The sequence below is a fragment of the Alphaproteobacteria bacterium genome (assembly GCA_037200005.1).
In the GTDB taxonomy this organism is placed as follows: Bacteria; Pseudomonadota; Alphaproteobacteria; order UBA9219; family RFNS01; genus JBBCGY01.
In genome coordinates this window covers 1174829-1200426 of the sequence record JBBCGY010000001.1, presented here as the reverse complement: position 1 = coordinate 1200426, position 25598 = coordinate 1174829, and the positions used below count along the sequence as shown (strand labels likewise).

Genomic DNA, 25598 nt, shown 5'->3' with positions numbered 1-25598 from the left:
GAAAGGCGCTTCCATGACCGACAATTCCATCGCCGCCGCAGCCACTTCCCCGGCGCCCGCCGTGCAAACGGCGATCAGCGCCCGCGCTGATTTGTTTGCCATGATCGACGGGCAGAAAGGATTTTCGGCGCTGCTTCAGCAGTTCGATGCCGCGCTCTTTACGCCCGCGCCGGAGGTCAAGGCTAAAAGCGAGCGGCCCGCTCCGAAAGCCGACGACAAATCCCGCAGCGATGAGCTTCCGTCCTCGAAGCGGGATGATGTGTCGGCTGCCGAGAGCGATGACAAGGATAAAAATCACGCTGAAATTGCCGCTCCCCGCTCCAAGCAGGACAATAAAAATAAGGGCATTTCGAAAGAGCACAAACATGCCCAGCATAGCCAGCACCAAAAAAGCGATGCGGCCGCGCTGAAATCGCCGGATCAAAAAACAGAGGCCGTCGAAACCGTTTCCGCGCCGGCGGCGACCGGCGAGGCGGCGGTTGATGACGCCGCGCCGAAATCGACCCAAGATGCGGTGCGATCCGATGCCGAAGCCGCCATTGTCGCCGCCGTGGCGCCCGCGCCGGTTCAGCATGTGACACCCATTAAAACCGTCTCGGGAAAAGACGGCGACCACGCGAAGCGGCTTAGCGCCGTCGAGGCGGCTGCCGCGGCTGTGGCGGATGGCGTTCAGAAAGATGCGGCGGCGGATGCCTCGGTGGCGGCGGATGCGGCGCTTGAGGCTAAGAACCAAGCCAAAACCGTCGTGGACGGCATACAAAAAGACGCGGTAGCGGATTCATCCTTTGCCGCGAAAGCGGCCGTTGAAGCCAGCGTTGACGCGCATCCCCAGACGCCGAAACCGAAGCCTTTGTCCGTATCGCAGGAAATCAACACTGACAAAGCCGAGGCCGCGCCGCGCGTCGATCATGCTTCGGCCTCTCCGGCAGCGGTGAAAACTCCCGATCTCGGTTTCCTGGCCGCAAGCGCCCCTAAGCCGACGGTGAATCCTGTCGGCGCGGCGAATCGTGGCGGTGTTGAAGGCGTCGCGGCGCATATTTCCCGCATCGGCGCGGGCTCGCCGATGCCTGAAGGCGCGAAGCCCTTGCTGGGCTATGACGCCACGGCGCAATTGGCTTCTTCAAAGGGCGCGAAATCTTCGACCGTCGCCAGGACTCAGGTCATGGAGCAGGTCACGGTCAAACTTTACCAGCAAGCCAAGGGTAATCTCGACCAGATGACCATTCATCTCCGTCCCGCCGATCTTGGCCGCGTCGATATCAAGCTGGATTTTCACGATGGTGTCGTTAAAGGGCTGATCACGGCCGACAGCCAGGCGACGCTGGATATGCTGGCGAAGGATTCGCGAAGCCTCGAGCGCGCTCTGCAGGAGGCAGGCTTGCGCGCCGACAGCGGTTCGCTGTCGTTCCAATTGCGCGATCCCGGCAATGGATCCTCATGGGGCGGCGACAAGGGTTCCAAGGCTTCCCGCGGCACCGCCGAATTGGCCGCCGTTCTCGACCAGAGTGCGGATATCGCAACGGAAGACGATGTTTACCTCATTGAACCAGGGCGCGTGAACTTGCGCGTGTAAGGAGATACCTCATGGCTACGACCGATCCTATCAGCGGCATACCTTCGACCGCGACATTGCCCCCGGTATCAACCGCGCCGATCAACGGCACCAATTCCGGCACGGTATCCGGCGGCAGCGCTCTGTCGCAGCTCAGCGGCAACTACACGATGTTTCTGAAGCTGCTGACGGCGCAGCTGCAGTATCAGGATCCGCTGGCTCCGACCGATTCCACGACCTATACCCAGCAGCTGGTCAGCTATTCGCAGGTCGAGCAGCAGATCAAGACGAACGATCAATTGGGCAGCCTGGTCAATGTTTCAAAGGCCAATGGCAACAGCACCTCCGCGCTGCTCGACTATCTCGGCCGTTATGCCGAAGTCAGCGGCACCGATTTCGCGCTTCAGAACGGCAGCGCTTATATGAGCTACTCGCTCGACAAGTCATCGCCCAGCGTGACGATCGACATCATGAACAAAGACGATGCCAAGGTCGCGAGCTTCACCAGCACCGGCAAGGCGGGGGCGCAGCAAGTCGTCTGGGACGGCACGGATAACGAGGGCAACCAATTGCCCGACGGCGCTTACAAAATGTCGATCACCGCTCTTGACTCAAAGGGCGATCCGATCGCCGTTTCCGAGCAGAGCATGATGGGCAAGGTCACCGGCATCGAGAAAGGGACCACCGGCAACACGCTTTCCTTCGGCGGCATGCATATCGATGAAAGCAAGATTCTGAATATCTATAATAGCCCCGGCGATAAAGTCGCGGCGTAAGAAACCGTCTGAAAAGCCATGATGCCGGGCTGCAAATCGCGCTTTCCTGCGCTTCCGGTGCTCACCTATGTTGAATAGGCTGCGCCCCGGTTCTCGAAAAGCACGGTTTTCGCCTCGGCCTGATGACTTTTGAGTTGGTTTCTAAAGCTATTTGGGCTGTTTAGGCTGCTTCAGATATTCCTTGAAGAAGGCGCGGGTCTCCGCGGCATCCCAGTCGATCTCGCCGACATGCTGCCAGACTTGCTTTCCTTGGGGATCAATCAGGAACGATGTCGGGATGCCATGCACCTCGTATTTTTCCTGTTCGGAATAACCCTCGGTCACGTAAATCGGCAATTTATCGATATCGTGCTCGCGGTAAAAGCCCTTGACCTTGTGCTGATCGCCGCTCTCCAGCGATAGAGGGACGATTTTGAAATCTTTTTCGTCGAGATCGGCCTGCATCCGGTTGAGGCTCGGCATTTCCCCGATGCACGGCAAGCACCATGTCGCCCAGAATGTCAGCAAAACATAGCGTCCGCGAAACTCGCTGAGGCGAACCAGCTTGTTGTCGGCGTCGCGCATGTAGAGGTCGGGCGCGGGCACGGGCGGATCGATGCGCTCCAGGGCTAGAGTCGCCGACGCGGCGGCTTTCATGACCCCCGCGGCCTGGAAGGCAACCGTCGCCATCGCCGCTGTGCCAATGGGCGTCGTTGCCCCGATGAACAGCCAGGACAGAATAAAGAGGCGAGTCATGATGATAGACCTTTTCAGTTCGATGGCGGCATGTGACCATAATTTTGAGATTGGCAGCAAGAGGCAATTGCGGCTAGAACGAAAGCATGAAAAATCTGTCCCATCTCCTTATCGTGCTGGCCCTGCTGTGCGGGACATTGGCGGCGTGCGGCGTTAAGCCGCAGAATGTCGATCCGCCTCCGGGCGCGTCGGGAACCTTTCCGCGCACTTATCCCAGCGTAACGAAGCCATGAGCGCCGCGAATGTCGAAGCGGTGCCGCTTGCCCGTCTTGCCGAAGCCTATGGCACGCCGCTGTATGTTTATTCGCGCGCGGCGCTGCGTCAGGCTTATGGGGCCTTGAAAGAAGCTTTGCTGCCGTTCGACCCGCTGATCTGCTACGCGGTCAAGGCGAACGGCAATCTTTCGATCATCCGGGAATTTGCCGAACTCGGCGCGGGAGCCGACGTCGTCTCCGAGGGCGAAATCAAGCGGGCGCTCGCGGCGGGCGTGGACGCGGGCAAGATCATTTTCTCCGGCGTGGGCAAATCCCGCCATGCGATGGAAGAAGCCGCCGTCGCCGGGATTTATCAATTCAACGTGGAATCGATCCCGGAACTGCATCTGCTGAACGCGGTCGGCAGGGAGCAGGGCAGGAAGCTTCCCATCGCGCTGCGCGTCAATCCCGATGTCGATCCGCGCACCCATGCCAAGATCGCGACGGGACATAAGGAATCCAAGTTCGGCATCGAGATGACGCAGATCGGCCTGGCGCTGGATGCGGTCAGGGGTTTGCCTCACGTGGATTTATGCGGCCTTGCGGTGCATATCGGATCGCAATTGACCGAGCTTGAGCCGTTCGATCTTGCGTTCGCGACCGTTGCCGGGCTGGTGCGCGACTGGCGCGCCGCGGGGTTCGATATCCGGCGGCTGGACATAGGGGGCGGCATCGGCATTCGCTATCGGGATGAGAGCCTGATCGATCTTTCCGCGTATGCCGGACTGATCGGCAAGCATTTCGGCAAGCTCGATCTGCGGCTTGCGCTGGAGCCGGGACGGTTCCTGGTCGGCCCGGCGGGCATTCTTCTCAGCCGCGTCATGATCGTCAAGCCGGGTGTCGCCAAGAATTTTCTTATCATCGACGCGGCGATGAACGATCTCATCCGCCCGGCGATGTATGACGCCTGGCATGATATCGTTCCGGTCAATGCGCCTCCGGGCGCGGCAACGGAAAATTGGGAAGTGGTCGGCCCGGTGTGCGAGACCGGGGATTTATTCGGCCACGACCGGCCTTTGCCCGCGCCCGCGCCCGGCGATCTGGTGGCTATTTTGAGCGCGGGCGCCTATGGCGCGAGCATGAGCTCCACCTACAACGCCAGGACGCTTGTCCCCGAAGTCATGGTGGACGGCGACCAATTCGCGCTCATCCGCCGCCCGGTCGGCATCGAGGAGCAGATCGCCTGGGACGTCGCGCCGGTGTGGTCGCGTTAGGATTTCGTTTACCAAATAATTCCGCCGGGAAGGCTTTTTTTGTGCGTTTGCGTAGCTATTTATGATAGGATGCGTCCGCTGTAATGCTGGATAAAGTGACCAACAGATTACACCTTACAAGTTCCAGGCATGAGTCATAACGAACGCCGCACGGTTCTTAGCGAATCCCAAAAAGCCGCTCCATTGCCGGGGCAGGGGTATTTGCACTTCGCCAGATGGGTGATTTTCGCCGAACGGCATATCGCGCAATGCTGGAGATTTTACTGCGTCGTGGGGCTTTTTCTGGCCTCCGCATGGTTCGGCCTTTTCGAAAATCTTCCGTTTGCCCTTCATTTGCTGCTGATGGCCTTCTTTATGCTGGCCGCGATCCGCGGCTTGCGCGGCACGGGCGCAGCATGGCGCATGCCGCCGATCGAGGCCGCCGCCCGCCGCCTGGAAACCGATAGCGGCATCCAGCACCGTCCCTATGAAGCCCTGGCGGGTACGCCCGTCAATAACACGGCCACGGTCAAAGGCTTATGGAAGCGCCATCAGGCCGACGCCAAGGCCGCGCTTGCCAGGCTGCGCTTATCCCGCCCGCAATTGGATTTGAGCCATGACGATCCCTGGGCGCTGCGTTATGCCGTTATCGTTGTCGTGGCGGTCGCGGCGGTGAGCGGATGGGGCGAACTGCATTCCCGTTTTGCCCAAGCCTTTATGCTGGCGGCCCCGTCGCTCTCTCTAACTCAGAAGACTGGGCCGATTTTGGATGCGTGGGTGACCCCGCCCGCTTACACAAAAATGCCGCCGATCATGCTGGCGCAAGGCGGAGCCGGAAAAAATAACGGCGAAGTCATTAAAATTCCAGCCGGCAGCAAGATCGCGCTGCGGGTCAACCAAAGTTCCGAAACGCCGCGCCTCCATGCCGATCATGCCGTCACGGATTTGATCGCGGCGGGCGAGGAGTCGTCGAGCTATACGTTCGACGGCGAAGTGCCGCGCGCCGGAACGCTGGAAGTGCGGAGCGGCTGGACCCGGCTTGGCCGGTGGAAGGTCGATGTCGTTCCGGACGAGCCGCCGCAGATCGACTGGCAGGAGCCGCCGCAGGTTGAGGGCCAGGATGTCGTCTTGAACTTCCGGGCGCATGACGATTACGGCATGGCCATGATCGAAGCCGTGGTAACTCCGGCCGTAAGCACGCCGGGATTGCCGAACGAGCCTTTCGCCGTATCCTTGTCCGGCGTCGGTCAAAAGGATATCGAAGGCCGTGCGCGGCTCGATCTGACCGGCAATGCCTGGGCGGGAATGCCCGTGACGCTGCGGCTTTCGGCGGTCGACCAGGCGGGGCAGCGCACACAGACCGCCGCCGTCACCTTGACGCTGCCGGAGCGCGAATTTGCCGATCCGCTCGCCAAGCTTCTGGTCAATATCCGCAAGAAGCTGCTGACCGACCCGGAAGGGCAATGGAACGGCACGGCCAATTTTATGGCGGGCGCGGCGGCCCAGCCGCAGCTTTATCGCGGCGACGCGCTCGTGTTTCTCGGACTGCGCAGCGCCGCCATGCGCATGCATCTGGACAGGTTCCGCGAAGGACTGGCGCCCGTCGCCGCCGTCATATGGCAGGTTGCGCTGCGGCTCGATACGAAGGGGCTTGCCAACGCCCAGGAAAATCTGCGCGCCGTTCAGCAGCAGCTTGAGTCGGCGATCGCCAATCATGAAAGTCCGGAGAAAATCAAGGAACTGACCGACAAATTGCAGGGCGCTCTCGTCGAATATCTGTCGGCGATGGCGCATAATCTGGTCGGCAAGCAGGACATGATTCCCGAAGACATGATGGCCGATATGGGAAGAAATCTCGTCGACGATCTCATGCAGACGGCGCAGGAGATTCAGGATTTGGCGCAAACCGGCTCGCGCGAGGCGGCCCAGCAGAAATTGGAGGAGCTGCGGCAAATCCTCGAACGCCTCAATCATGCCAGCGAAATGACGCCGCAGCAGAAGGCCGATCTCATGGCGATGAAGAATCTCAAGCAAATGATCGACGAGCAAAAGCGATTGCGCGATGCCGCTCCGCCTGAAAGCAAGGCGGCCGATACGGGAGAAGAGCAGGGGGGCGATGGCGGACAAGGCATGGGCGCCGGTCTGGCCGAGCGGCAGGAGAAATTGCGCGCTAAACTCGGCGCTTTGATCGACGATCTGGCTGGGCGGCATTCGGAGTTGCCGCCGCAGCTGGCGACTGCCGATCAGGGGATGAAATCCGCCGTGCTAAACCTGCGCCAGGAGCAAATGACCAAAGCCAAGGGAGCGCAGGAAGAAACCGTGCGGGCGCTCGAAGAATTGTCCAAAGACATGAAGCAGCGCATGCAGGCTCAGATGATGATCGTTCCCGGCGGGGGCCGCCGCGGGCAGCCGCGCGATCCTTTTGGCCGGTCGGCGAAAGATGACGGCGATTCCGTCGATGACGGCAGCGTCAAGATTCCCGCCGAGCAGAAACTTCAGCGGGCGCGAGAGATTCTCGACGAATTGCGCCGCCGCTCCGGCGAATATACCCGCCCGCAGGAAGAGCGCGACTATATCGAGCGGCTGCTCAATCAGTTTTAGGTTGGAGCGTGATTAGGTTCAAATAGAGCCGTCATTCCCGACGGCCCCGCAGGGGCGAGCGGGAATGACGGCTCTGTTTGCATTTATCGCGTCATCACGCTTCAATCCAGCCGCCGCGAAGAATGGCTTCCGCCTCATCCGTATAACTTCCGTCCGGCTTATGCAGAACCATTCCCGCCAGCAGCTGCAGCGGGGCTTTGGATTCCTTGATGCCGCGCACGATCACCCGTTTGGCGGCGATGCCGGATTTTGGCCATAGCGGCATGACCGCAAGGCCGCCGAATTTTCCCGCCATGCCCTCCAGCAGATCGGCAAGCCCATCCGCGCGATAGATGATCGTCAATGTGCCTTTGCGCTTCAATCTGCCATGGGCGGATTTGATCCAGGCGGCCAGATCGTCCCGCGTCATGGCGTGCGCGTGGGCCTTGGCGGCTTTCGGGCCGGGATCGTAGGCCTTGCTGTCATGATAGGGCGGATTGGCGAACGCATGATCGAAACTGTTCGCCGCCAGGATTCGCGGCAGTTTTCTCGCGTCGCCTTCCAGCAGGTGGAAGATTCCCAGGCCGTCATTGCGTATGATATTGGCTCGGGCGCAAGCCGCGTATTCCGGCATCAGTTCCACGCCGGTCAAGGCCAGGCCCGGCACCCGCGCCGCGAGGCAAAACATCGCCGCTCCCGCGCCGCAGCCGAGGTCGAGCGCCGTCTGCCCGGCCTTGGCGGGAACGCTCGCGGCCAGCAGCACCGGATCGATGGCGGCGCGATAGCCTTGCGCCGGCTGTTCCAGCACGACTTTGCCGTCCAAAAGGGCGTCGGCCGTGTTTATTTTTCGCATCGGCAGCCTATTCGCAAATGATAGGAGATGCGCTATAAGGAGGCGCTGTTTTAAGAGGGTTTAGCATGGCAAGAATTATCCCGCTTTCGGAGGCGCACCGCAAGGGCGACGCAGACGCGCTCGACCGGCTGGCCGCGCTGGTCACGGAAGACATGACGGCGGTTAACGCGCTGATCGTGCAGCGCATGGAAAGCAGCGTGGCGCTGATCCCGCAGCTTGCCGGCCATATCGTGGCGGCGGGTGGCAAGCGGCTGAGGCCGATCCTGACGCTCGCATGCTCCCGGATGTGCGGTTATGAAGGGGTGCGGCACCGCAAGCTTGCGACGTCCGTCGAATTCATCCATACCGCCACCTTGCTGCATGACGATGTGGTGGACGCCAGCGATTTGCGGCGCGGCGGTCCCTCAGCCAATGCCTTATTCGGCAATCAGGCCAGCGTCCTGGTGGGCGATTTCCTGTTCAGCCGCGCTTTTCAGCTGATGGTCGAGGACGGTTCGCTGGAAGTGCTGAAAATCCTGTCCAATGCCTCGGCGGTGATCGCCGAGGGCGAGGTCTTGCAGCTCAGCACCATGAACGACGCCGCGACCAGCGAGCAGGCTTATCTGGAAGTCGTGCGGGCCAAGACCGCCGAGCTTTTTGCCGCCGCCTGCCGCATCGGCGCGGTGGTGGCGGGCAAGAGCGCGGTCGAGGAAGAGGCGCTGCGCACCTACGGCCTCAATCTCGGCATCGCGTTCCAGATCATCGACGATGTTCTGGATTACAGCGCCAAACAGGCCGAGCTGGGCAAGACCGTTGGCGACGATTTCCGCGAAGGCAAGATAACCCTGCCGGTCATTCTCGCCGTCAATCGCGGCCACGAAAACGAGCGCGTTTTCTGGCGGCGCGTGCTGGAGCGGCTGGAACAACGCCCCGGCGATCTGGCGCAGGCGCAGGATCTGCTGCATCGGCATAACGCGCTGGCGGATTGCGCCGCCCGCGCCCGCCATTACGGAGCCATCGCCCGCGATGCCTTGGGTATTTTTCCGGATATGCCGGTGAAAGCCGCGCTGCTCGATATTATCGACTTCACCATTGAGCGGGGCTTCTAAATTAAATCGGAATCGCTTTCGGCTTCGTGACGCGCAGCCAGGCGATGACCATCAATCGGGTCACCCATACGGCGGAGAAGACGGACGTGATCGTTCCGATGGTCAGGGTGACGCCAAAGCCCTTGATCGGGCCGCTGCCGAAAATCATCAGCAGGAAGGCGGAAATCAGCGTCGTGACGTTGGCGTCCATGATCGCCGACAGCGCCCGGCTATAGCCCGCGTCGATCGAGGCGATGATCGAGCGCCCCAGCCGCGCTTCTTCGCGGATGCGCTCGAAAATCAGCACATTGGCGTCCACGGCCATGCCGACGGTGAGCACGATGCCCGCGATACCGGGCAAGGTCAGCGTAGCTTGCAAAATCGACAGCAGCGCGAAGATAAAAGCGAGATTGATGAAAAGCGCGATGGTGCCGAATATGCCGAACAATCCATAGGACAGCAGCATGAAGATGACGACCAGGGCGATCCCCCCGACGGCGGCCAAGGCGCCCGCCTTGATCGAATCCTCGCCAAGTCCCGGCCCTACCGTGCGCTCTTCCAGAACTTTGATCGGCGCGGGCAGCGCGCCGGCGCGCAGCAGCAGCGCCAGGTCTTTGGCCTCTTCGATCGTGAAATGGCCGGTGATGATGCCGCTGCCGCCCAAGATCGGCTCGTTGATCTTGGGGAAGCTCAGCACTTTGTTGTCGAGGACGATGGCGAACAGCCTGCCGACATTCGCGCGTGTGGCCTCGGCGAATTTCTTGCCGCCGAGGGAATCGAACTTAAACGAAACGGCGGCGTTATTGTATTGATCATAGCTGGCCTGGGAGTCGACCAGGGCTTCTCCCGAAAGGATAACGCGCTTCTGCACGACGACGCCGCGATCCGGAGACGAGGCGGCGGGCAGCCGCTCCGTTCCCGGCGGCGGGCTGGCCTTCGGATCGCCGAAGGTGGCGTTCTCATCGACGAAGCGGAATGCCAGCTTCGCCGTCTGTCCCATCAATTGCTTGATCCGCTGCGGATCGTCCACGCCCGGCAGCTGCACCAGGATGCGATTGCCGCCCTGCCGCTGGATCGAAGGTTCGCGGGTGCCGGTTTCGTCGATGCGGCGGCGCACGATTTCCATGGATTGATCCATGGCTAAATTCTGCCGTTCGCGGATCATATCCACGGGCAGGGCGATGGTGATCAATTGGCCGTCCGCCTTGATGTCCAGGCTCCGGTTGATCCGGACCGCTTCGCGCGCGGCATCGATCTGAGCGGGGTCGCCGACGCGGAAACTGATTTTCCCGTCCCTGACACCAAGCTCGGTATAGGTGATTTTCTCCTTGCGCAGCCCGCTCCTCACTTCATCGACCATGCTGTTCAGATGATCAGCAAGCGCGACATCAAGCTGCACGTCGAGCAGCAAATGCGATCCGCCCCGCAGATCGAGGCCAAGATTGACCGTCTGATGGGGAAGGACGGCGGGCATATGGTCCTGCAGCCAGCGCTGCGCGGAAGGCGGCAGGGCGTTCGGCAAGGCATACAATATGCCCAATACGCTAAGCGCAATGACGAGAATAACTTTCCAGCGGGGAATATTGATCATAATTCAGATGACTGAGGAGAGGGGCGGCGGATGAAGGATGGGAACAGGCTTATTTTTTATTATCGTTCTGGACGAGGCGTTTCACTTCTTCCGTCTTCTGTTCGCCGTCGCCTGCCGCTCCTACGGGTTCGGTGCGGGCGACGACGCCGGCGATGGTGGCGCGCTGAACTTTGACGCGCACGTTATCCGCGATCTCGACGACCAGCATGTCGTCGCCTTCCAGCTTGAAGATGGTTCCGATAATGCCGCCGCCGGTCACGACCTTGTCCCCCCGGCGCAGCGATTTCAGCAATTGCTCATGCTGCTGGAATTTTTGCTGCTGGGGACGGATCAGCAGGAAATACAACACGCCGAGAATCAGGAACAGCGGCAGGAATTGCATCAGGCTGTCTACGGGCGATGCCGGCTGCACCGGGATCGGAGATTCTTCCTGCACCGTGGCCGCAGTCGTTTCCTGGGCAAAGGCCGGGCTGATGAAATGAAAGTCCTGCATGGGCGTATCCTGGAGGTCTGGGTGCGGAGGAAGGGGCGAATATAGCCTTCATGGCGGCGCAGGCAAAGGGAATTTGTCTGAAGCCCATAAGGCTATTAAGATCATAGGCATGAAAAACAATCCCACCGCCGCCATCGTGATCATCGGCAATGAAATTCTCTCCGGCAGGACGCAGGACGGCAATCTCAATGCCATCGCCGCGCGTTTGCAGCCTTTAGGCATCAGGCTGGCCGAGGCGCGAATCGTGCCGGATATCGAGGCCGAGATCGTCGATGCCGTCAATGCGCTGCGGGGGCGCTATGATTACGTCTTCACGACCGGCGGCATTGGGCCGACCCATGACGATATCACCGCCGCCGCCGTGGCCAAGGCGTTCGGCCTGCCGCTCGTTATCGATCCGGCGGCGAGGCAAAGGCTTCTGCATCATTACGGCACCGATCATTTGACGGATGCGCGGCTGCGCATGGCGCGCATGCCGCAGGGGGCGGCGCTGCTGGATAATCCCTTGAGCGCCGCGCCGGGATTTCAGATCGGAAATGTCTATGTCATGGCCGGCGTGCCGGAGATCATGCGGGCGATGATGGACGGGATCGCCGCCCGACTGAAAGGCGGCGCGCCGCTGCAAAGCCGCACGGTCAATTGCCACATACCGGAAAGTGTGATCGCCGATGAACTGGAAAAAATCGCAGACGCTTATGCTGACTGCGACATAGGTTCTTATCCGTGGTTCAAGCTTGGCCGATATGGATTGGCGTTTGTAGTACGGGGGACGGATGATGCGCGCCTCGATGAAGCCGCGCTTGCCGTGCTGGCGATGGCCAAACGGCATGATCCGGATGCGGCGATAGCGGCGTCAACGGAAAACGGCGGTTAGCCTTAGCCCGCCTGCGAAATGCGGAAGTCGTACACGTCTTCGCCGTCGTCGGTTTCCATCAGGCCGGGCTTCGCTTCGTCGGGCATCATGGGGCTGATGACGGTGGAAGATTCGGCTGCCGCCGTGCTGCTCGCCTTCGCTTGAGGTTCCTGGTGCGCGGCGATCTGCTCGGCGATTTGCGCGATCGCGCTCGTGACCAGTCCGAACAGGCTTGCCGCCGTGCCGACTTCGACAATGGCATCCGCATGCATGACGGGATTGCGATAGCTGTCCTTGATCTGGGTGAGCAATTGGACCAGACGCTGATCGGGACGGGTTTTCAAATCTTCTTCGTCCGCCAGCGCCGCCAGCTTGCGCAGATAGGTCGTCAGATTCCGCTCGTTGCGGCCCGTAAGCGGTGCGGCAAAGAGTTCGTAATAGGACACGGTGACGGTTTCGAGCGCCCTCAGCGCATGAACCGTCGCCGCCGTGCCGAGTTCGAAGCCGATAGCGCGGCCCGCCGAATCAAGTTCGCGCTTGGCTGCCGCGGAGACGTAAGCCTGCGCGCTTTCGGGAAGCGCGAGATGCGCGTTCTCGATCAGGTCGACGGAGCTGTATATGCCGCGCTGCACGGCGGGATAGACGACGATTCTGCTGAGTTCGGCGGCAAGGGCGCTTTCAAATTTCTCCAGCGCGAGCTGGATCAGCGCCAATTCCTGCGGATCGACTTTTTCTTCGCCGCTGGGAAAACGCAGCTGGCGGTTGGTTTTGTCGATGAAATATTTGTCGAACAGCGCGCTGATCTGGGTCAGCAGCTTGCTGGCTTCGCCCTTGGCGAGCTTGAGTTCGATGGGATCGCCCTTGATCAGCGCGTCGAGCGATTTTTGCGCGTCGGTCAGCGGGCCGAACAGATCGGCGACGCGGCCGTGATTACGCAGATTGAAGACGCCGTAGAGCTTGGCGCCGAGGTCGTAAAATTTGAACTGTTGCAGCTGCTGCATGGCTTCACGCCCTCAAAAATCTCATTGGTTGTTGATCCGGCTATTTAGCTAATCAATTTCGATCAAAATATGGCGATCAAGCTATAAGCGCGAATCTGGTTATAGGGTCAAGACCAGAAAGTTGCAATTACTTATATAGTTTCGTCAGCGAAATCGTCATGGCGAGGCCATTAACCATAATGGGTAGGGGGTGGGGCGCATGAATGGCTGATAGCGCGAGGGCGCGCCTACTTCACCAGTCCGTCTTCGCTCCCCTACGGGGAGCTTCGCCGGACACTGCTTCGCCCTAACGGTCTACGGTGGCTGCGCCACGCGTAGCCCGTAAGGGCGAAGCGTGGTGCTGCCGGGGAGGATTGAACTCCCGACCTCATCCTTACCAAGGATGCGCACTACCACTGTGCTACGGCAGCTTATCTGAAAAGACCAAGGCGTTGTGCCACAGAAAGATAGCCAAAGGCAACAGCTTGCCTAAGATACTTCATCGGGTAAAAGAGCCGCCCGGCCATAGATGGCCATGCCCTGGTTTTCCGGCTGTTCTTCGCGCCCCAGCCAGGCCCACATCTGGTCCCCCTTGGAAAAATGCCACCATTCCACGCGATGCCGCCGGAATCCCTGCGCGGCCATCACGTCATGGAGCAATTGGCGGTTGGCGTGCGCCTCTGGGTTGCTTTGGGCGTAATAATCGGGGACCGAGCGCTCGGAATTCTCGTCGATCGGCGATCCCATGTCGATTTCCCGGCCATCGGCATCGGCAATCGTCAGATCGACAGCCGCGCCGGTGCTGTGCGGCGGCGGTGTTTTCGGGTCTTCACTGGGAATGCCCCAGATTTGGAAGGTTTTCTCGTAGCATCTTGTACGTTCCGGTTCCGGCACGTCCGAAGATGGGTGTCCTCCGGAATGCTGCCGGAACTCCCATTCGACCATAAAGGCTTGCACATCGTTGGGGCGGTAGGCATCGAATAGCTTCAATTTCCAGCCCGGTTTCCGGATCGCCAGCGTTTCTTGCGCTTGCGTCAGGGACGCCAGGACGTTTTTCCTGAGCATCCAGGGGTTTTCGCCCCCATAGGACGCGCCCAGCGCGACATAGGGATGAGGGGTCGTGAATAGAAACGGCCCCTCCGGGATCGGAACCATAGGGTCGCCGCATTCCTTGATAGGGATTGTCCGGTAGGGCTTCATGCGTTAAGCAAACTGTATGAAAGATGTGGAACAGAATACCGATTCTAGGCCGAACGCGAAGGCGCGGCAAGAAGCCCGTCTGGCCGCCGCCATGCGCGATAATCTGCGCAAGCGCAAGGCCCAGGAACGCGGGCGGTCCGAAGCGACAATAGGGGAGCAAGCCGAATGTCCATAATGCCCGATCACTGGATTCGCGCCATGGCGCGCGACAAGAACATGATCGAACCTTTCGTCGAGAAGCAGCGGGCCGAGGGAATGATCTCCTACGGCCTGTCGTCCTACGGTTATGACGCGCGCGTCGGCGACGAGTTCATGATCTTCACCAATGTCGACAGCGCCATCGTCGATCCGAAAAAATTCTCGGAGCAAAGCTTCGTTCGCCGCAAGACCGATGTCTGCGTCATTCCGCCGAATTCCTTCGCGCTCGCCAGCACCGTCGAATATTTTCGCATTCCGCGGGATGTGTTGGTCATCTGCCTGGGCAAATCGACCTATGCGCGCTGCGGCCTGATCGTCAATGTCACGCCGCTGGAGCCGGAGTGGGAGGGGCATGTCACGCTGGAAATCTCCAACACCACGCCGCTGCCCGCGCGCGTCTATGCCAATGAGGGCTTATGCCAATTCTTGTTTTTGAAGGGCGACAGCGCCTGCGAGATTTCATACAAGGATCGCGGCGGCAAATATATGGGCCAGACCGGCGTGACGCTGCCGAGGCTGTAAGTTCAGCCTTGTTGAAAGTAAATCCGAGTCATAAAATCCGGCATATTTTTCGGAAGGTTAGGATATGCCGGAGTTAGATAAAGGCGCGGGTCTGGTTTCGCTGGATAAATTCCGGCTTGGCGCGGCGCAGATTTTCGTTCCGGTTTCCATGGCGAAGATCAAAGGCCAGCAGAAGCCTGGAGCCGTGGCCGAAGTTTTCGTTGATGACTTCATGGACTATGTCACCGGCCCCAAGGTCGACGCCCATATTATCACTTCGGAAGGCCTTTACGCCAATGATGAGAGTCTGACCGCCTTCAAATGGCGAGGCATGCTGGACACCAGCATGAGATACCGGAGAAAATTTTCCCAGCTTATCGATCAGGCCGCTAGCGAAAATTCCATGGTGATTCCGTATGCCTATCAGTTGCATGGCTGGGATCAGATGATGTTCTCCGTTTCCGATTTCGGGGTTATGCGCGGCAGGTTGCGGCAGGCCTATAATACCGACCCATCCTTTAAAGACGCCGTCCATGCCGATCTTGCCCGGCAGGGCCGCCAGCCGACTCCCGATAAAATCGCTTTCATTCTCGAAGAGCACGCCCTGACCTATGCATTGATGACGGAACAGGCGAGCCTGGAAAGACGCCTGACGTCTCCCAATAGCCTCGACCAGCAGATTTTCGCCTATCCCGGCCCGCTGATGGATTCGCAGATTAAGGCCTATGAAGTCCTGCATGGCCGGACGCAGATTCCGGACGGCCAATGGCTTTACGCCGACGTGAGCGACAAGCCGATGCGCCTTTATGACATCGGCCGCATCATGCGGCGGAATTCCGCTTGCACGCCTGTCTAAAATTAGCGAACGCCGCGCTTTCCCTATTCCCTAAATCCTGCAAATTGCCTATCCATAAGGCTGTCCGTCCGTAAATCCGGAGAGCCGTCATGCCCGTCATTCACATCAATCACCGCGCCGGGCTTTCCAAGGCGCAGAAGCGCAGACTGTCGGAAGAAATCACTGATGTCTTCGTCAAGGAGCTGAACAAGGACCCGGAACTCGTTGAAATCTTTTGGCACGACATCGCCGATCACGACTTCGCCAAGGGTGGGAAATTGCTCGAGGATATTCTCAAGGAAGAGAAAATGAATAAGGGAAAAAAGTAATCCATGGATAAAATGCGTATTCGGGGCGGCAATCCGCTCAAGGGAACCATCCGCATCAGCGGGGCGAAGAATGCCGCGCTGACCTTGATGCCTGCCGCGCTGCTGACGGAAGAAACCCTGACGCTCGGCAATGTGCCGCATCTGGCGGATATCACGATCATGGCCAATCTGCTGGGGCAGCATGGCGTCGGCATCGGCCTTAACGGCGCGCCGGAAGGAGAGGGCTATGCCGGGCGCATGCTGGAGCTGACGGCGCGCAAGATCACCACCACGACCGCCCCCTATGATCTGGTGCACAAGATGCGCGCCAGTATCCTCGTGCTGGGGCCGCTTCTGGCGCGTTGCGGCGAGGCCACGGTTTTTCTGCCCGGCGGCGACGCCATCGGCGCGCGGCCTATCGATCTGCACCTCAAAGGCCTGGAGGCAATGGGCGCGAAAATCGAGCTGGCGGGAAGTTGCGTTCGCGCCACGGCGCCAAAGGGCTTGCGTGGCGCGGAGATCGTCTTTCCCGTCGTCTCGGTGGGGGCGACGGAAAACCTTCTGTTGGCGGCCAGTCTGGCGGACGGCGAAACCGTTCTGGTCAATGCCGCCCGCGAGCCGGAAATCGGCGACCTGGCGCGCTGCCTCGTTGCCATGGGCGCGGAAATCGGCGGGATCGACACCGAAATCCTGCATATCAAGGGGAAAGCCCGGCTGCATGGCGCGCGGCACGATATTATTCCCGACAGGATCGAGGCGGGAACATTCATCATGGCGGCGGCCATCACGGGCGGCGACCTTATTCTCCAGGGCGCCTGCGCCGATCATCTGCAAGCCGCCATCCGCCTGCTGGCCGAGAGCGGCGTTTCCATCGAACCGTGCGAAGGAGGGCTTCGGGCGCGCTTGGCTGGCGCGGGGCTGCGCAGCGCCGACGTCATGACCGCGCCTTTTCCCAGCTTTCCCACGGACCTGCAAGCGCAGTTCATGGCCATGATGAGCGTGGCGGACGGCGTTTCCACCATCGCGGAGACGATTTTCGAAAATCGCTTCATGCATGTTCCGGAATTGACGCGGCTGGGGGCCGATATTACCGTGCATGGCGGATCGGCCATGGTGCGCGGGGTCAAGAAATTGCGCGGCGCGTCGGTCATGGCGACCGATATCCGGGCTTCGGTTTCGCTGGTTCTGGCGGGACTGGCGGCGGAGGGGGAAACCATGCTGCACAGAGTCTATCATCTCGACCGGGGCTATGAGCGGCTCGAAGACAAGCTTTCGGCCTGTGGTGCGGATATCGCGAGGGTAAGGGAATGACAAAGGCGGATTGTCTCAGGCTTAAAGCCAAAGACGCGGAAGATATGCAAATCATTTCCGCGATTTTGCAAGACGCCATCGTGCCGGTCTGCGACATCGCCTATGAGGCGGCGGAGCGCCGGTTCGTCATGGCCGTCAGCCGTTTCCGCTGGGAGCGCACGGAAGCGGGACAGGACGGCAAGCCGGTTTATGAGCGGATCAATTGCGCCGTGACCGTCGAAGGCGTCACGGGCGTCAAATGCCAGAAAATCGATCTCGCGGCCAAGAGTGTTATCCATGAGCTGCTGGCACTGATCCTGGAAGGGCAGGCGATGTTGCTGGTCTTTGCCGGCGGCGCTTGCCTGCGGTTGGAACTGGGCGACTGGTCTGCCAGGCTGGAGGATTTCGGCGCGCCGTGGCCGACATCCAATTGCCCGCGCCACGATCCGTCCACGGACGCGGCATGAAGCCTTCCCGGCCACTCGTTCTCGCCGTGCCCAAGGGGCGGATCGCCGAGGAATTCCAGCCGCTCCTGCGGAAAATAGGCGTCAGGCCGGAGGCGGCTTTCGACGATCCGCATGCGCGGCAATTGCGCTTCAAGACCGATCTGCCGGATATGGAAATCATTCGCGTGCGCGCCTTTGACGTGGCGATGTTCGTCAGCTTCGGCGGCGCCGATCTCGGCGTTTGCGGCAGCGATGTTCTGCATGAAAGCGACGATACGGAAATATATGCTCCGCTCGATCTTGGCATCGGCTTGTGCCGCCTTTCGATCTGCAGATTGGATGCGGCGGATCTGCCCGATCCGCGCCGCAGCGGCCAGGTGCGCGTTGCCACCAAATATCCCGTGACCACGCGCGCTTATTACGCGGCGGCGGGCGTGCAGGCGTCATGCGTCAACCTGTCGGGCGCGATGGAGCTTGCGCCGACGCTGGGCCTTGCGGATTACATCGTCGATCTGGTGGCAACCGGCGCGACGCTTCGCGCCAATCGCATGGTCGAAGCCGAAACCATCGCGCAAGTTTCGTCGCGCCTGGTCGTCAACCGGGTCAAATTCAAGACCGACGGCGCGCGGTTGCGCCCCTGGATCGACCGTTTTGAAGGCATCGCCCATGCCCGTCCTGCTGCATAGCGCCGACGCGGATTTCGCCGCCAGGCTCGAGGCGCTGGTCGGCGTCAAGCGCGAGGCTGCGGCCGACGTTCGCGATATCGTCGCCGGAATTGTGAGCGATGTTCGCATCCGGGGCGATTTCGCGCTGTTTGAATATACGAAGCGTTTCGATAAATTTCCGGTGAATGCGGACAATCTGCGCGTCGGCGCGGCGGAGATCGCGGCGGCGAAAAAACAATGCGGCGCGGAACTGCTCGCCGCCCTCGAACTCGCGGCCAGCCGTATCGACGCTTTCCATCGCCGCAGCCTGCCGTCCGATTTCCGCTATGTCGATGAGCAGGGCGTGACGCTCGGCGCGCGATGGACGCCGGTGGATTCCGTAGGCATTTATGTTCCGGGCGGCCTGGCGGCTTATCCGAGTTCGGTGCTGATGAATGCGGTTCCGGCGCGCGTCGCCGGGGTGCCGCGCGTGGCGATGGCGGTGCCCGCGCCCGAGGGACAAATCAATCCCGCGGTTCTGGCGGCGGCGGATATCGCGGGCGTGAGTGAAATTTACCGTATCGGCGGAGCGCAGGCGATTGCCGCGCTTGCCTACGGAACGGCGAGCGTGACGCCGGTCGATAAAATCACCGGCCCCGGCAACGCCTATGTCGCCGAGGCCAAGCGGCAGGTTTTCGGCGCGGTCGGAATCGACATGATCGCCGGGCCTTCGGAAATCCTGGTCATCGCCGACGCGGCCAACGATCCCGGGCATATCGCCGCCGATTTGCTGTCCCAGGCGGAGCATGACGCCTCGTCGCAGTCGATCCTGCTCACGCCCGACGACGGTTTTGCGCGGAAAGTCGTGGCGGCTGTCGAGGCGCAATTGGAGACGTTGCCGCGCCGGGATATCGCGGGCGCGAGCTGGCGCGATTGGGGGTATCGTGATCGTCACGCGCGATCTGGCCGAAGCCGCGCAAATTGCCAACCGTTTCGCGCCCGAGCATGCGGAATTATGCGTCGACGATCCCGACGCCCTGCTGCCTCATATACGTCATGCGGGTTCGGTTTTTCTCGGGCGGCACACGCCGGAGGCTATCGGCGATTACATCGCCGGAACCAATCATATTCTGCCGACCGGACGCGCGGCGCGCTTTTCCGGCGGACTGAGCATGACGGACTTCATGAAGCGCACGACGATCATCGGCTGCACGCCGGAGGCTCTTGCCGCCATCGGCCCCGCTGCCGTCACGCTGGCGAATGCCGAAGGGCTGCAGGCTCACGCGGTTTCGATATCCCGCCGCCTTGAAAATTCCGGAGGCGCGTGATGGCCGTGCGGCAATTGAAGCATATCGCGCTGCGCGACGAGAACGTGGTGAAGCGCCATGCCGACATCGAGCGGGAGATAACTTCCGCCATTGCTGACCTGCTTTACGATCACGATTTCGCGCCGGTCAATGCCGGCATCCCCGCGCCTTATAATCTCGTGCTGGGGCTGGAGGATCATCGCCTCGTCATGGAATTGCGGGCCGAGGGGCGCGAAGAGATGGAGCGCATCACGCTTGGAATCCAGCCGCTGCGTTCCGTCATAAAATCCTATTTCATGGTCTGCGAGAGCTATTACGCCGCTGTGAAATCTTCTCCCGGCCCGTCGAAGATCGAAACCCTCGATGCCGGGCGGCGCGGAATTCATAACGAAGGCGCGCAATTGCTGCGGGAGATGCTTCAGGACAAGGTCGCGCTCGATCATTGCACCGCCCGGCGGCTGTTCACCCTCGTCGCGGCGCTGCATCTGGGCGGATGGGCGAATAGGTAAGTCTTGACCTTTCATCGATTTAGCGCCATTTTCCGGACATCCGAACCAGTTAGGAATCTTATGCCGAAAGAAGACCTTCTCGAATTCGCCGGAGTCGTGACCGAACTGCTGCCCAACGCCATGTTCCGCGTAAAGCTGGAAAACGGCCATGAAGTGCTGACGCACACCTCCGGCAAAATGCGCAAGAATCGCATCCGTGTCCTGGTCGGCGATAAGGTGAATGTCGAAATGACGCCTTACGATCTGTCCAAGGGCCGCATTACCTTTAGGCATAAGTGAGAATGCATGACGCCCGTCTGGAAGCGTCTGTTTAATTTTCTTGGTCTTTCTATCAAATGCGGCGCGTGGATTCTTGTTGGTATCATGATAGCCAACACGATTTGGTATCATCTTTCGCGAGTCAGACATAGCCTTCATTATAATTTTACCGCTTTTGCCGCCGTTTGTTATTTAGTCGCATTGGTAATCGTGCCTCTTTATGCCATTTTTTATATCCGAAGAGACAAAGGATGGGCGCTCGTTCCTGCAGCCCTCATGGCTCTCTGTATTATAGAATTTATCCGATATTATGATTAGGCGCATCATGCCCTATCCCCCCATCATCCTCGCTTCCGCATCGCCGCGCCGGTTGGAATTATTGGCGCAGATTGGCGTCGTTCCGGCGGCCGTCATCGCGGCGGAACTGGACGAGACGCCGCTCAAGGCAGAATTGCCGAGCGAGCATGTGCAGCGCCTCGCCGAGGCCAAAGCGCGAAAAGTTTCTGAAGCGCATCCGGGAAAACATATTCTCGCCGCCGATACCGCCGTGGCCTGCGGCCGCCGCATTTTGCCGAAAGCGGAAACGCCTGACGACGTGCGCGCCTGCCTCAAGCTTATGTCGAGCCGCAGGCATCGCGTTTATGGCGGCATATGCCTGGTGACGCCGGACGGCAAGGCGCGGACGCGCTTGATTCAGAGCGTCGTGAAATTCAAAACCATGACGCGGGATGAAATCGACGCCTATGCCGCCAGCGGCGAGGGCATCGGCAAGGCGGGCGGCTATGCCATTCAAGGGCAAGCGGCGGCATTGATCGCGTTCATATCCGGGTCTTACAGCAATATCGTCGGCCTCGATCTTTACGCGACGGCGCAATTGCTGCGCGGGGCAGGGGCATGACGCGGCGACTGGTCATCGCGCATCATGACGATCTGCTATGCGCGGCCATCCAGAATAAAAATATCGTTACGGATTTCTATGCCGGAAAATCCGCCGCGCCCGATCTGACCGGGGCGATTGTTCGCGCCAAGGTGACGCGCCTGCTGCCGGGGCAGAAAGCGGCCATCGTGACGTGGGGGAAAGAGCAGGAAGGCTATTGGGCGGATGCCAGGCCCAATACGCACACAGGCGATTGGGCGACTTTGCAGATTAAATCGGACGCCCGGCAAGGCAAGCAGCCGCAATTGACCGGCGACGTGGCGCTGTCCGGCAGGTTTCTGGTTCACTTGCCATTCGGCAAGAAAGTCTCGCAGTCGCGGCGCGGCGGCGCGGCAGTGGCTTTCCCCAAGGATTTGCCCGGCGGATGGATTATCCGGCGTCATGCCGCAGAGGCATCCGCGGAACTCATCCGCCATGAGGCTGAATATCTGTTGCGGCTGGCCGAGCCGGTCAAGGCCGCCGCCGACCGTCCGGAAGTTTTGCTCATGCAGCCCTCGTGGCAGCGCGCCGTCGTGGATCATGGCGTGGCGCTGGCGGAGATCGTCTGCCATGACGCGGCACTGGAAAAAACGCTGCGCGCATGGCTGAAGGACTTTGCGCCGGACTTGGCCGAGACCGTGCGACACGGCGATAGCGGTCTTGATCTCGACGGATTGTTGCAAGGAATAACCGCGAGCGCGGTCGCTTTGCCGAACGGCGCGCGGCTGATTATGGAGCCAGCCTCGGCCTTCTGGGCCGTGGATGTCGATGCCGGAGGGGGCGCAAAATCATGCGCAGGTGAATATCCTGGCAGCGCGAGAGTTTGCGCGGCAGATGCGGCTGCGCAATATCGGCGGCATCATCGTCGCGGATTTCATCTCGCTGCGGACGCAGCTGGAGCGGCAGAAATTACTGACATGCCTGCGCGACGCGGTTGCCGACGATCCTGCCGGAGTCGAAATCTTCGGCATCAGCAAGCTGGGACTGATCGAAATGACCCGCAAGCGGCGCGGATCGAGCATCACGGATTTGATTGAGAGAAATTAAGCCCGGCGCATGAAGGCAGGCAGGTGATCGCCGAAGCCGTGCTGCGTGGGAGCATGAGATTCGGAAGCAGGCACGGCGGGGGCAGCGGCGACCGGCGCCGCTATGTCTTCGCGCGGTTCGCGGGAAGGAGTGGCGCGATGGCGCGGCGCAGGCCGCTCGCGGCGGCGTTCGGCGGGCCCGGGATTCGGCGGGGCTTGCTTGCGCGTGCGGCTCCGACGGGGCGGTTACGGATTTCTCAGATGCAGCCGTAGGCGCGGCGGCAGTGGCGCCGGCACGCATGATTTGCAAAGGGTTCTTGATCAGCTTTTCGATGGCGGCGATTGATTTCGCATCGTCTTCCGTCGCGAGCGTATAGGCGATGCCGGATTTTCCGGCGCGTCCGGTGCGTCCGATGCGATGCACATAATCTTCGGCGTGGAACGGCACGTCGAAATTGAACACATGGCTCATGCCGCTGATGTCGAGGCCGCGCGCGGCCACGTCGCTGCAGACCAGGATGCTGATTTCGCCGCGCTTGAAGGCATCGAGCGTTTCGGTGCGCTTGCTTTGCACCATGTCGCCATGCAGCGCGCCGACATTGAAGCCTAGCTTTTTAAGCGAGGTGAAAAGCAGCGCCACGTCGCGCTTGCGGTTACAGAATATGAAGGCATTCTGCATTTCTTCTTGCCGCAGAAGGTCGCGCAGCACGTCGCGCTTGCGCTTCTCGTCGGTCATGACGAGATGCTGCGTCACCGTCGCCGCCGTCGTGACGGAGGGCGCTACGGCGACTTCCTTGGGATTGCTGAGGAACTTGGCGGCGAGTTTTTTGACTTCGGGCGCGAGCGTCGCGGAGAAGAACAGCGTCTGGCGGATTTTCGGCAGCAGCGCGACGATCTCTCTCGACGTCGGGAATAAATCCCATGTCGAGCATGCGGTCGGCTTCGTCGATCACCAGAATTTTGATATCGCTCAAGAGGACTTTGCCGCGTCCGTGCAGGTCGAGCATGCGTCCCGGCGTGGCGATGACGACATCGACGCCGCGGTCGAGTTTGCGCACTTGCTCATCCATGGTCTCGCCGCCGATCAGCAGCGCCATGTTCAGCTTGTGATATTTGCCGTAGGTGACGAAATTATCCGCGACCTGCGCCGCGAGTTCCCGCGTCGGGGCCAGCACCAGCGAGCGCGGCATCCGCGCCTTGGCCCGGCCATTCGCCAGAATCTCGATCATCGGCAGCGTAAAGCTGGCGGTCTTGCCGGTTCCGGTCTGGGCGCAGCCGAGCACGTCGCGCCCCATCAGGATATAGGGGATCGCTTGCGCCTGGATCGGCGTCGCCGTGGTATAACCTTTTTCGATGACGGCCCGCACAATATCGGGGTTTAACCCCAGAGCGGTAAAATCTTCCTCGATCGTCGCCGCAGTATCGGCGGAATATCGTTTGTCACTTGATTGTCGTTTGTCACTTGTCCCATTCTCATATTTGCGCGATATAGCGCAGAATATAGCTGAAAAAGCAAGCAAAATATCACTTTCGTTGGGTTTTGAACCCTTTAAGGCTGTTTCATGACCGCGCTTATCCTGCTTCCGGGGCTGCTATGCGACGCCGAATTGTGGCGGCGCCAGGAGGAAGACCTGATCAAGCGCATATCTATGTTCCCGACTTGTCGCATCATGACAATATGCGTGATCTGGCATCCCATGTTTTGACCAAGGCCCCCGCCCGGTTTGCGCTGGGGGGCCTGTCGATGGGCGGCTATGTCGCATATGAAATCATGCGTCTGGCGCCGGAACGTGTTACCCGTCTTGTGACCATGGGCAGCCCGGCTCATGCCGATACGCCGGAGCAAAGGCAGAGGCGTCTTGCCTTGTTACAGCTCGCGCGCAGTGGAAAGTTCAAAGGCGTGACGCCGCGCCTTCTGCCGCTTCTGCTGCATCCCGACCATTTGAATAATCCGGCAGTGACACAGCCTATCCTGGATATGGCCGCGCGTGTTGGCCCTCAGGGTTTCGAAAGGCAACAGACGGCGATGATGCACCGCATCGACAGTCGCCCGCATTTGCGGCTGATTTCCTGTCCCACGCTTATCATCGCCGGAGCTCAGGATCAGCTTTTTCCTCTGCCCGGTTGCCCAGGAAACCGCTTCGCTCATTCCGAAGGCGCGGCTGGAGATTATCGAACAATGCGGGCATTTGCCGCCGCTTGAGCAGCCGGAAAATAACGACGGCCTTGCTGCGGGAATGGCTTGAGATGGCCTAGCTGACTTAGGATTGCTTGGCGAGTTCGACCCGGCGATTCTTGGCACGGCCTTCGCCGGTATCGTTGCTGGCGACGGGCTGCGATGAGCCGAAGCCCTTGGCGGTCAGGCGCTCGGCAGCTATGCCTTCCCGCTTTCAGCGCGTTCACGACGGCCTCGGCGCGGCCTTGCGACAGCGCGAGGTTATGATCGGGGCTGCCGGTATTGTCGGTATGGCCGCCGATTTGAAGCCGAAGCGCCGCATCCTGTTGCAGCACTTTGACGATCGACTTCATCACATCCTGGCTTTCCGGCTTGATGTCGGTTTTGTCGACATCGAAATAGACGCCATAGAGATCGACTTTTCCTTTGGCCTTAAGCTGATCGAGGATGTAGTTGATGTTTTCCTTCACCATTTTATTTTCGAGCTTTTTCGGCGTCAGGATGCGGATCAGGATAATATTGTCGCCGGCGGCAAGAATCATATCCGGCAGCTTCTTGCCCGACAGCAGAGGGTGGCCCTTAAAATCTTTTCTGGTCTGCGCGGCGACGAGCCGTACGTAAGTATCGCCCGACTCGTCGGTCTTCTTCATATCTAGAAGATGGAAGGGCGATTGAAGGTCGTTGCCGACCTCGGGGCAGGTGTTCGGCAGTTCATTGCCGCAAAAGCTGCCCGGCAGGAAGCGGTCGTTGTCCTTGCTCACCGAAAAGCCCTGGCCGGTCAGATTTTCCTTATAATTCTCGACGATTTCCAAAGGCGTATGCTCGCCCGCCACGCTATAGACCAGCGTGAGGAGCTTGCCGGTGGGTTTGTTGTCTCCGCCCAAATCGAGCTTGGCAAAACTGTCGGCTTTCTTGGCGTATAGCTTTGCCGGCTCGAATTTGAACAAATCGAAGGGCAGGGCGATGTCCGCCGCGGGTTCTTCCGCCCATGCCGCAACGGAAGGCATGGCGATCATGGCGAGAACCAGGAGCGCGCGCGTCAAAGCGTTCATAGGAGA

General features: G+C 60.2%; 26 protein-coding genes, 1 tRNA gene and 2 pseudogenes. 20 read left to right on the top strand and 9 right to left on the bottom strand.

Annotation, left to right across the window (positions count from 1 at the left end; all coding sequences use genetic code 11):
- Nucleotides 1–13 precede the first annotated feature (13 nt).
- Together WDO70_06250 and WDO70_06245 are read left to right on the top strand one after the other, a co-directional pair.
- Complete coding sequence (locus WDO70_06250; GenBank protein MEJ0062796.1) at nucleotides 14–1573, top strand: flagellar hook-length control protein FliK; 1560 nt, start codon at nucleotides 14–16, stop codon at nucleotides 1571–1573.
- An 11-nt stretch (nucleotides 1574–1584) separates the two neighbouring features.
- The gene (locus tag WDO70_06245; protein ID MEJ0062795.1) at nucleotides 1585–2328 is read left to right on the top strand and encodes a flagellar hook capping FlgD N-terminal domain-containing protein; all 744 of its coding nucleotides are present in this window, start codon (nucleotides 1585–1587) and stop codon (nucleotides 2326–2328) included.
- Nucleotides 2329–2475: 147 nt separating this feature from the next.
- Here WDO70_06245 and WDO70_06240 read toward each other — a convergent pair whose 3' ends face one another.
- Nucleotides 2476–3063 carry a TlpA disulfide reductase family protein gene (locus tag WDO70_06240; GenBank protein MEJ0062794.1) on the bottom strand — a complete coding sequence of 196 codons (588 nt, stop codon included), beginning with the start codon at nucleotides 3061–3063 and terminating at the stop codon, nucleotides 2476–2478.
- 86 nt (nucleotides 3064–3149) lie between these two features.
- Here WDO70_06240 and WDO70_06235 point away from each other — a divergent pair, with 86 nt between their 5' ends.
- The 3 genes from WDO70_06235 to WDO70_06225 all read left to right on the top strand — a co-directional run bounded on the left by WDO70_06235 (nucleotide 3150) and on the right by WDO70_06225 (nucleotide 7111).
- On the top strand, nucleotides 3150–3296 hold the full coding sequence (locus WDO70_06235) for a hypothetical protein (protein MEJ0062793.1): 147 nt from the start codon (nucleotides 3150–3152) through the stop codon (nucleotides 3294–3296).
- A complete protein-coding gene (lysA, locus tag WDO70_06230; GenBank protein MEJ0062792.1) occupies nucleotides 3293–4531 on the top strand; it encodes a diaminopimelate decarboxylase in 1239 nt (412 codons plus the stop codon). The genes WDO70_06235 and lysA overlap by 4 nt, the downstream gene beginning before the upstream one ends.
- A 129-nt stretch (nucleotides 4532–4660) precedes the next feature.
- Nucleotides 4661–7111, top strand: a complete 2451-nt coding sequence (locus WDO70_06225) for a DUF4175 family protein (GenBank protein MEJ0062791.1) — start codon at nucleotides 4661–4663, stop codon at nucleotides 7109–7111.
- A gap of 94 nt (nucleotides 7112–7205) precedes the next feature.
- Here WDO70_06225 and WDO70_06220 read toward each other — a convergent pair whose 3' ends face one another.
- Entirely contained in the window at nucleotides 7206–7943 is a 738-nt protein-coding gene (locus WDO70_06220) for a methyltransferase (protein ID MEJ0062790.1), read from the bottom strand.
- 65 nt (nucleotides 7944–8008) lie between these two features.
- Here WDO70_06220 and WDO70_06215 point away from each other — a divergent pair, with 65 nt between their 5' ends.
- Nucleotides 8009–9031: a polyprenyl synthetase family protein gene (locus tag WDO70_06215; protein MEJ0062789.1), complete on the top strand. Its 1023-nt coding sequence runs from the start codon at nucleotides 8009–8011 to the stop codon at nucleotides 9029–9031.
- Nucleotide 9032: 1 nt separating this feature from the next.
- Here the strand turns inward: WDO70_06215 and secD are convergent, their stop codons facing one another.
- Both secD and yajC read right to left on the bottom strand, forming a co-directional pair.
- The gene (gene secD, locus WDO70_06210; GenBank protein MEJ0062788.1) at nucleotides 9033–10601 is read right to left on the bottom strand and encodes a protein translocase subunit SecD; all 1569 of its coding nucleotides are present in this window, start codon (nucleotides 10599–10601) and stop codon (nucleotides 9033–9035) included.
- Between the two features lie 49 nt (nucleotides 10602–10650).
- Nucleotides 10651–11094: a preprotein translocase subunit YajC gene (gene yajC / locus WDO70_06205; protein MEJ0062787.1), complete on the bottom strand. Its 444-nt coding sequence runs from the start codon at nucleotides 11092–11094 to the stop codon at nucleotides 10651–10653.
- A 109-nt stretch (nucleotides 11095–11203) separates the two neighbouring features.
- Between yajC and WDO70_06200 the strand changes: the two genes are divergently transcribed.
- Nucleotides 11204–11968 (top strand): molybdopterin-binding protein, encoded by a 765-nt coding sequence (locus tag WDO70_06200; protein ID MEJ0062786.1) that lies wholly within the window; start codon nucleotides 11204–11206, stop codon nucleotides 11966–11968.
- A 2-nt stretch (nucleotides 11969–11970) separates the two neighbouring features.
- On the opposite strand, the gene WDO70_06195 is transcribed toward WDO70_06200, so the two are convergent.
- The 3 genes from WDO70_06195 to WDO70_06185 all read right to left on the bottom strand — a co-directional run bounded on the left by WDO70_06195 (nucleotide 11971) and on the right by WDO70_06185 (nucleotide 14082).
- Nucleotides 11971–12948: a hypothetical protein gene (locus WDO70_06195; GenBank protein MEJ0062785.1), complete on the bottom strand. Its 978-nt coding sequence runs from the start codon at nucleotides 12946–12948 to the stop codon at nucleotides 11971–11973.
- A 335-nt stretch (nucleotides 12949–13283) separates the two neighbouring features.
- Nucleotides 13284–13358 (bottom strand) — tRNA-Thr (locus tag WDO70_06190).
- Between the two features lie 58 nt (nucleotides 13359–13416).
- Nucleotides 13417–14082: a M15 family metallopeptidase gene (locus WDO70_06185; GenBank protein MEJ0062784.1), complete on the bottom strand. Its 666-nt coding sequence runs from the start codon at nucleotides 14080–14082 to the stop codon at nucleotides 13417–13419.
- Between the two features lie 61 nt (nucleotides 14083–14143).
- Here WDO70_06185 and WDO70_06180 point away from each other — a divergent pair, with 61 nt between their 5' ends.
- The 12 genes and pseudogenes from WDO70_06180 (at nucleotide 14144) to WDO70_06125 (ending at nucleotide 22376) form a co-directional block, all read left to right on the top strand.
- Nucleotides 14144–14302 carry a hypothetical protein gene (locus WDO70_06180; GenBank protein MEJ0062783.1) on the top strand — a complete coding sequence of 53 codons (159 nt, stop codon included), beginning with the start codon at nucleotides 14144–14146 and terminating at the stop codon, nucleotides 14300–14302.
- Nucleotides 14293–14847, top strand: a complete 555-nt coding sequence (gene dcd / locus WDO70_06175) for a dCTP deaminase (GenBank protein ID MEJ0062782.1) — start codon at nucleotides 14293–14295, stop codon at nucleotides 14845–14847. The genes WDO70_06180 and dcd overlap by 10 nt, the downstream gene beginning before the upstream one ends.
- Before the next feature lie 64 nt (nucleotides 14848–14911).
- Nucleotides 14912–15682 carry a hypothetical protein gene (locus tag WDO70_06170; protein ID MEJ0062781.1) on the top strand — a complete coding sequence of 257 codons (771 nt, stop codon included), beginning with the start codon at nucleotides 14912–14914 and terminating at the stop codon, nucleotides 15680–15682.
- Nucleotides 15683–15771: 89 nt separating this feature from the next.
- Complete coding sequence (locus WDO70_06165; protein ID MEJ0062780.1) at nucleotides 15772–15990, top strand: tautomerase family protein; 219 nt, start codon at nucleotides 15772–15774, stop codon at nucleotides 15988–15990.
- A 3-nt stretch (nucleotides 15991–15993) separates the two neighbouring features.
- The gene (murA, locus tag WDO70_06160) at nucleotides 15994–17280 is read left to right on the top strand and encodes a UDP-N-acetylglucosamine 1-carboxyvinyltransferase (GenBank protein MEJ0062779.1); all 1287 of its coding nucleotides are present in this window, start codon (nucleotides 15994–15996) and stop codon (nucleotides 17278–17280) included.
- Complete coding sequence (locus tag WDO70_06155; GenBank protein MEJ0062778.1) at nucleotides 17277–17726, top strand: DUF2948 family protein; 450 nt, start codon at nucleotides 17277–17279, stop codon at nucleotides 17724–17726. The genes murA and WDO70_06155 overlap by 4 nt, the downstream gene beginning before the upstream one ends.
- Entirely contained in the window at nucleotides 17723–18391 is a 669-nt protein-coding gene (gene hisG / locus WDO70_06150) for an ATP phosphoribosyltransferase (protein ID MEJ0062777.1), read from the top strand. Before WDO70_06155 ends, hisG begins: the two co-directional genes overlap by 4 nt.
- A pseudogene (gene hisD, locus WDO70_06145) lies at nucleotides 18372–19677 on the top strand (histidinol dehydrogenase). Before hisG ends, hisD begins: the two are co-directional and overlap by 20 nt.
- Entirely contained in the window at nucleotides 19677–20165 is a 489-nt protein-coding gene (locus tag WDO70_06140) for a UPF0262 family protein (GenBank protein ID MEJ0062776.1), read from the top strand. Before hisD ends, WDO70_06140 begins: the two are co-directional and overlap by 1 nt.
- 60 nt (nucleotides 20166–20225) lie before the next feature.
- Complete coding sequence (gene infA, locus WDO70_06135) at nucleotides 20226–20444, top strand: translation initiation factor IF-1 (protein MEJ0062775.1); 219 nt, start codon at nucleotides 20226–20228, stop codon at nucleotides 20442–20444.
- A gap of 304 nt (nucleotides 20445–20748) precedes the next feature.
- A complete protein-coding gene (locus WDO70_06130) occupies nucleotides 20749–21321 on the top strand; it encodes a nucleoside triphosphate pyrophosphatase (protein MEJ0062774.1) in 573 nt (190 codons plus the stop codon).
- Nucleotides 21318–22376, top strand: a complete 1059-nt coding sequence (locus WDO70_06125; GenBank protein ID MEJ0062773.1) for a ribonuclease E/G — start codon at nucleotides 21318–21320, stop codon at nucleotides 22374–22376. Before WDO70_06130 ends, WDO70_06125 begins: the two co-directional genes overlap by 4 nt.
- Nucleotides 22377–22683: 307 nt before the next feature.
- On the opposite strand, the pseudogene WDO70_06120 reads toward WDO70_06125, so the two are convergent.
- Nucleotides 22684–23773, bottom strand: a pseudogene (locus WDO70_06120) (DEAD/DEAH box helicase).
- A gap of 269 nt (nucleotides 23774–24042) precedes the next feature.
- On the opposite strand from WDO70_06120, the gene WDO70_06115 reads away from it, so the two are divergent.
- Nucleotides 24043–24567 (top strand): alpha/beta hydrolase, encoded by a 525-nt coding sequence (locus WDO70_06115; GenBank protein MEJ0062772.1) that lies wholly within the window; start codon nucleotides 24043–24045, stop codon nucleotides 24565–24567.
- On the opposite strand, the gene WDO70_06110 is transcribed toward WDO70_06115, so the two are convergent.
- Nucleotides 24534–25592 (bottom strand): OmpA family protein, encoded by a 1059-nt coding sequence (locus tag WDO70_06110; GenBank protein MEJ0062771.1) that lies wholly within the window; start codon nucleotides 25590–25592, stop codon nucleotides 24534–24536. The two genes, WDO70_06115 and WDO70_06110, sit on opposite strands and share 34 nt — an antisense overlap.
- Nucleotides 25593–25598: the final 6 nt, after the last annotated feature.

What these genes read in the sequence shown, in the direction of transcription:
- WDO70_06250 (MEJ0062796.1), top strand. Translation starts at nt 14, where the DNA reads ATGACCGACAATTCCATCGCCGCCGCAGCCACTTCCCCGGCGCCCGCC.
- WDO70_06245 (MEJ0062795.1), top strand. Translation starts at nt 1,585, where the DNA reads ATGGCTACGACCGATCCTATCAGCGGCATACCTTCGACCGCGACATTG.
- WDO70_06240 (MEJ0062794.1), bottom strand. Translation starts at nt 3,063, where the DNA reads ATGACTCGCCTCTTTATTCTGTCCTGGCTGTTCATCGGGGCAACGACG.
- WDO70_06235 (MEJ0062793.1), top strand. Translation starts at nt 3,150, where the DNA reads ATGAAAAATCTGTCCCATCTCCTTATCGTGCTGGCCCTGCTGTGCGGG.
- lysA (MEJ0062792.1), top strand. Translation starts at nt 3,293, where the DNA reads ATGAGCGCCGCGAATGTCGAAGCGGTGCCGCTTGCCCGTCTTGCCGAA.
- WDO70_06225 (MEJ0062791.1), top strand. Translation starts at nt 4,661, where the DNA reads ATGAGTCATAACGAACGCCGCACGGTTCTTAGCGAATCCCAAAAAGCC.
- WDO70_06220 (MEJ0062790.1), bottom strand. Translation starts at nt 7,943, where the DNA reads ATGCGAAAAATAAACACGGCCGACGCCCTTTTGGACGGCAAAGTCGTG.
- WDO70_06215 (MEJ0062789.1), top strand. Translation starts at nt 8,009, where the DNA reads ATGGCAAGAATTATCCCGCTTTCGGAGGCGCACCGCAAGGGCGACGCA.
- secD (MEJ0062788.1), bottom strand. Translation starts at nt 10,601, where the DNA reads ATGATCAATATTCCCCGCTGGAAAGTTATTCTCGTCATTGCGCTTAGC.
- yajC (MEJ0062787.1), bottom strand. Translation starts at nt 11,094, where the DNA reads ATGCAGGACTTTCATTTCATCAGCCCGGCCTTTGCCCAGGAAACGACT.
- WDO70_06200 (MEJ0062786.1), top strand. Translation starts at nt 11,204, where the DNA reads ATGAAAAACAATCCCACCGCCGCCATCGTGATCATCGGCAATGAAATT.
- WDO70_06195 (MEJ0062785.1), bottom strand. Translation starts at nt 12,948, where the DNA reads ATGCAGCAGCTGCAACAGTTCAAATTTTACGACCTCGGCGCCAAGCTC.
- WDO70_06185 (MEJ0062784.1), bottom strand. Translation starts at nt 14,082, where the DNA reads ATGGTTCCGATCCCGGAGGGGCCGTTTCTATTCACGACCCCTCATCCC.
- WDO70_06180 (MEJ0062783.1), top strand. Translation starts at nt 14,144, where the DNA reads ATGAAAGATGTGGAACAGAATACCGATTCTAGGCCGAACGCGAAGGCG.
- dcd (MEJ0062782.1), top strand. Translation starts at nt 14,293, where the DNA reads ATGTCCATAATGCCCGATCACTGGATTCGCGCCATGGCGCGCGACAAG.
- WDO70_06170 (MEJ0062781.1), top strand. Translation starts at nt 14,912, where the DNA reads ATGCCGGAGTTAGATAAAGGCGCGGGTCTGGTTTCGCTGGATAAATTC.
- WDO70_06165 (MEJ0062780.1), top strand. Translation starts at nt 15,772, where the DNA reads ATGCCCGTCATTCACATCAATCACCGCGCCGGGCTTTCCAAGGCGCAG.
- murA (MEJ0062779.1), top strand. Translation starts at nt 15,994, where the DNA reads ATGGATAAAATGCGTATTCGGGGCGGCAATCCGCTCAAGGGAACCATC.
- WDO70_06155 (MEJ0062778.1), top strand. Translation starts at nt 17,277, where the DNA reads ATGACAAAGGCGGATTGTCTCAGGCTTAAAGCCAAAGACGCGGAAGAT.
- hisG (MEJ0062777.1), top strand. Translation starts at nt 17,723, where the DNA reads ATGAAGCCTTCCCGGCCACTCGTTCTCGCCGTGCCCAAGGGGCGGATC.
- WDO70_06140 (MEJ0062776.1), top strand. Translation starts at nt 19,677, where the DNA reads ATGGCCGTGCGGCAATTGAAGCATATCGCGCTGCGCGACGAGAACGTG.
- infA (MEJ0062775.1), top strand. Translation starts at nt 20,226, where the DNA reads ATGCCGAAAGAAGACCTTCTCGAATTCGCCGGAGTCGTGACCGAACTG.
- WDO70_06130 (MEJ0062774.1), top strand. Translation starts at nt 20,749, where the DNA reads ATGCCCTATCCCCCCATCATCCTCGCTTCCGCATCGCCGCGCCGGTTG.
- WDO70_06125 (MEJ0062773.1), top strand. Translation starts at nt 21,318, where the DNA reads ATGACGCGGCGACTGGTCATCGCGCATCATGACGATCTGCTATGCGCG.
- WDO70_06115 (MEJ0062772.1), top strand. Translation starts at nt 24,043, where the DNA reads ATGCGTGATCTGGCATCCCATGTTTTGACCAAGGCCCCCGCCCGGTTT.
- WDO70_06110 (MEJ0062771.1), bottom strand. Translation starts at nt 25,592, where the DNA reads ATGAACGCTTTGACGCGCGCGCTCCTGGTTCTCGCCATGATCGCCATG.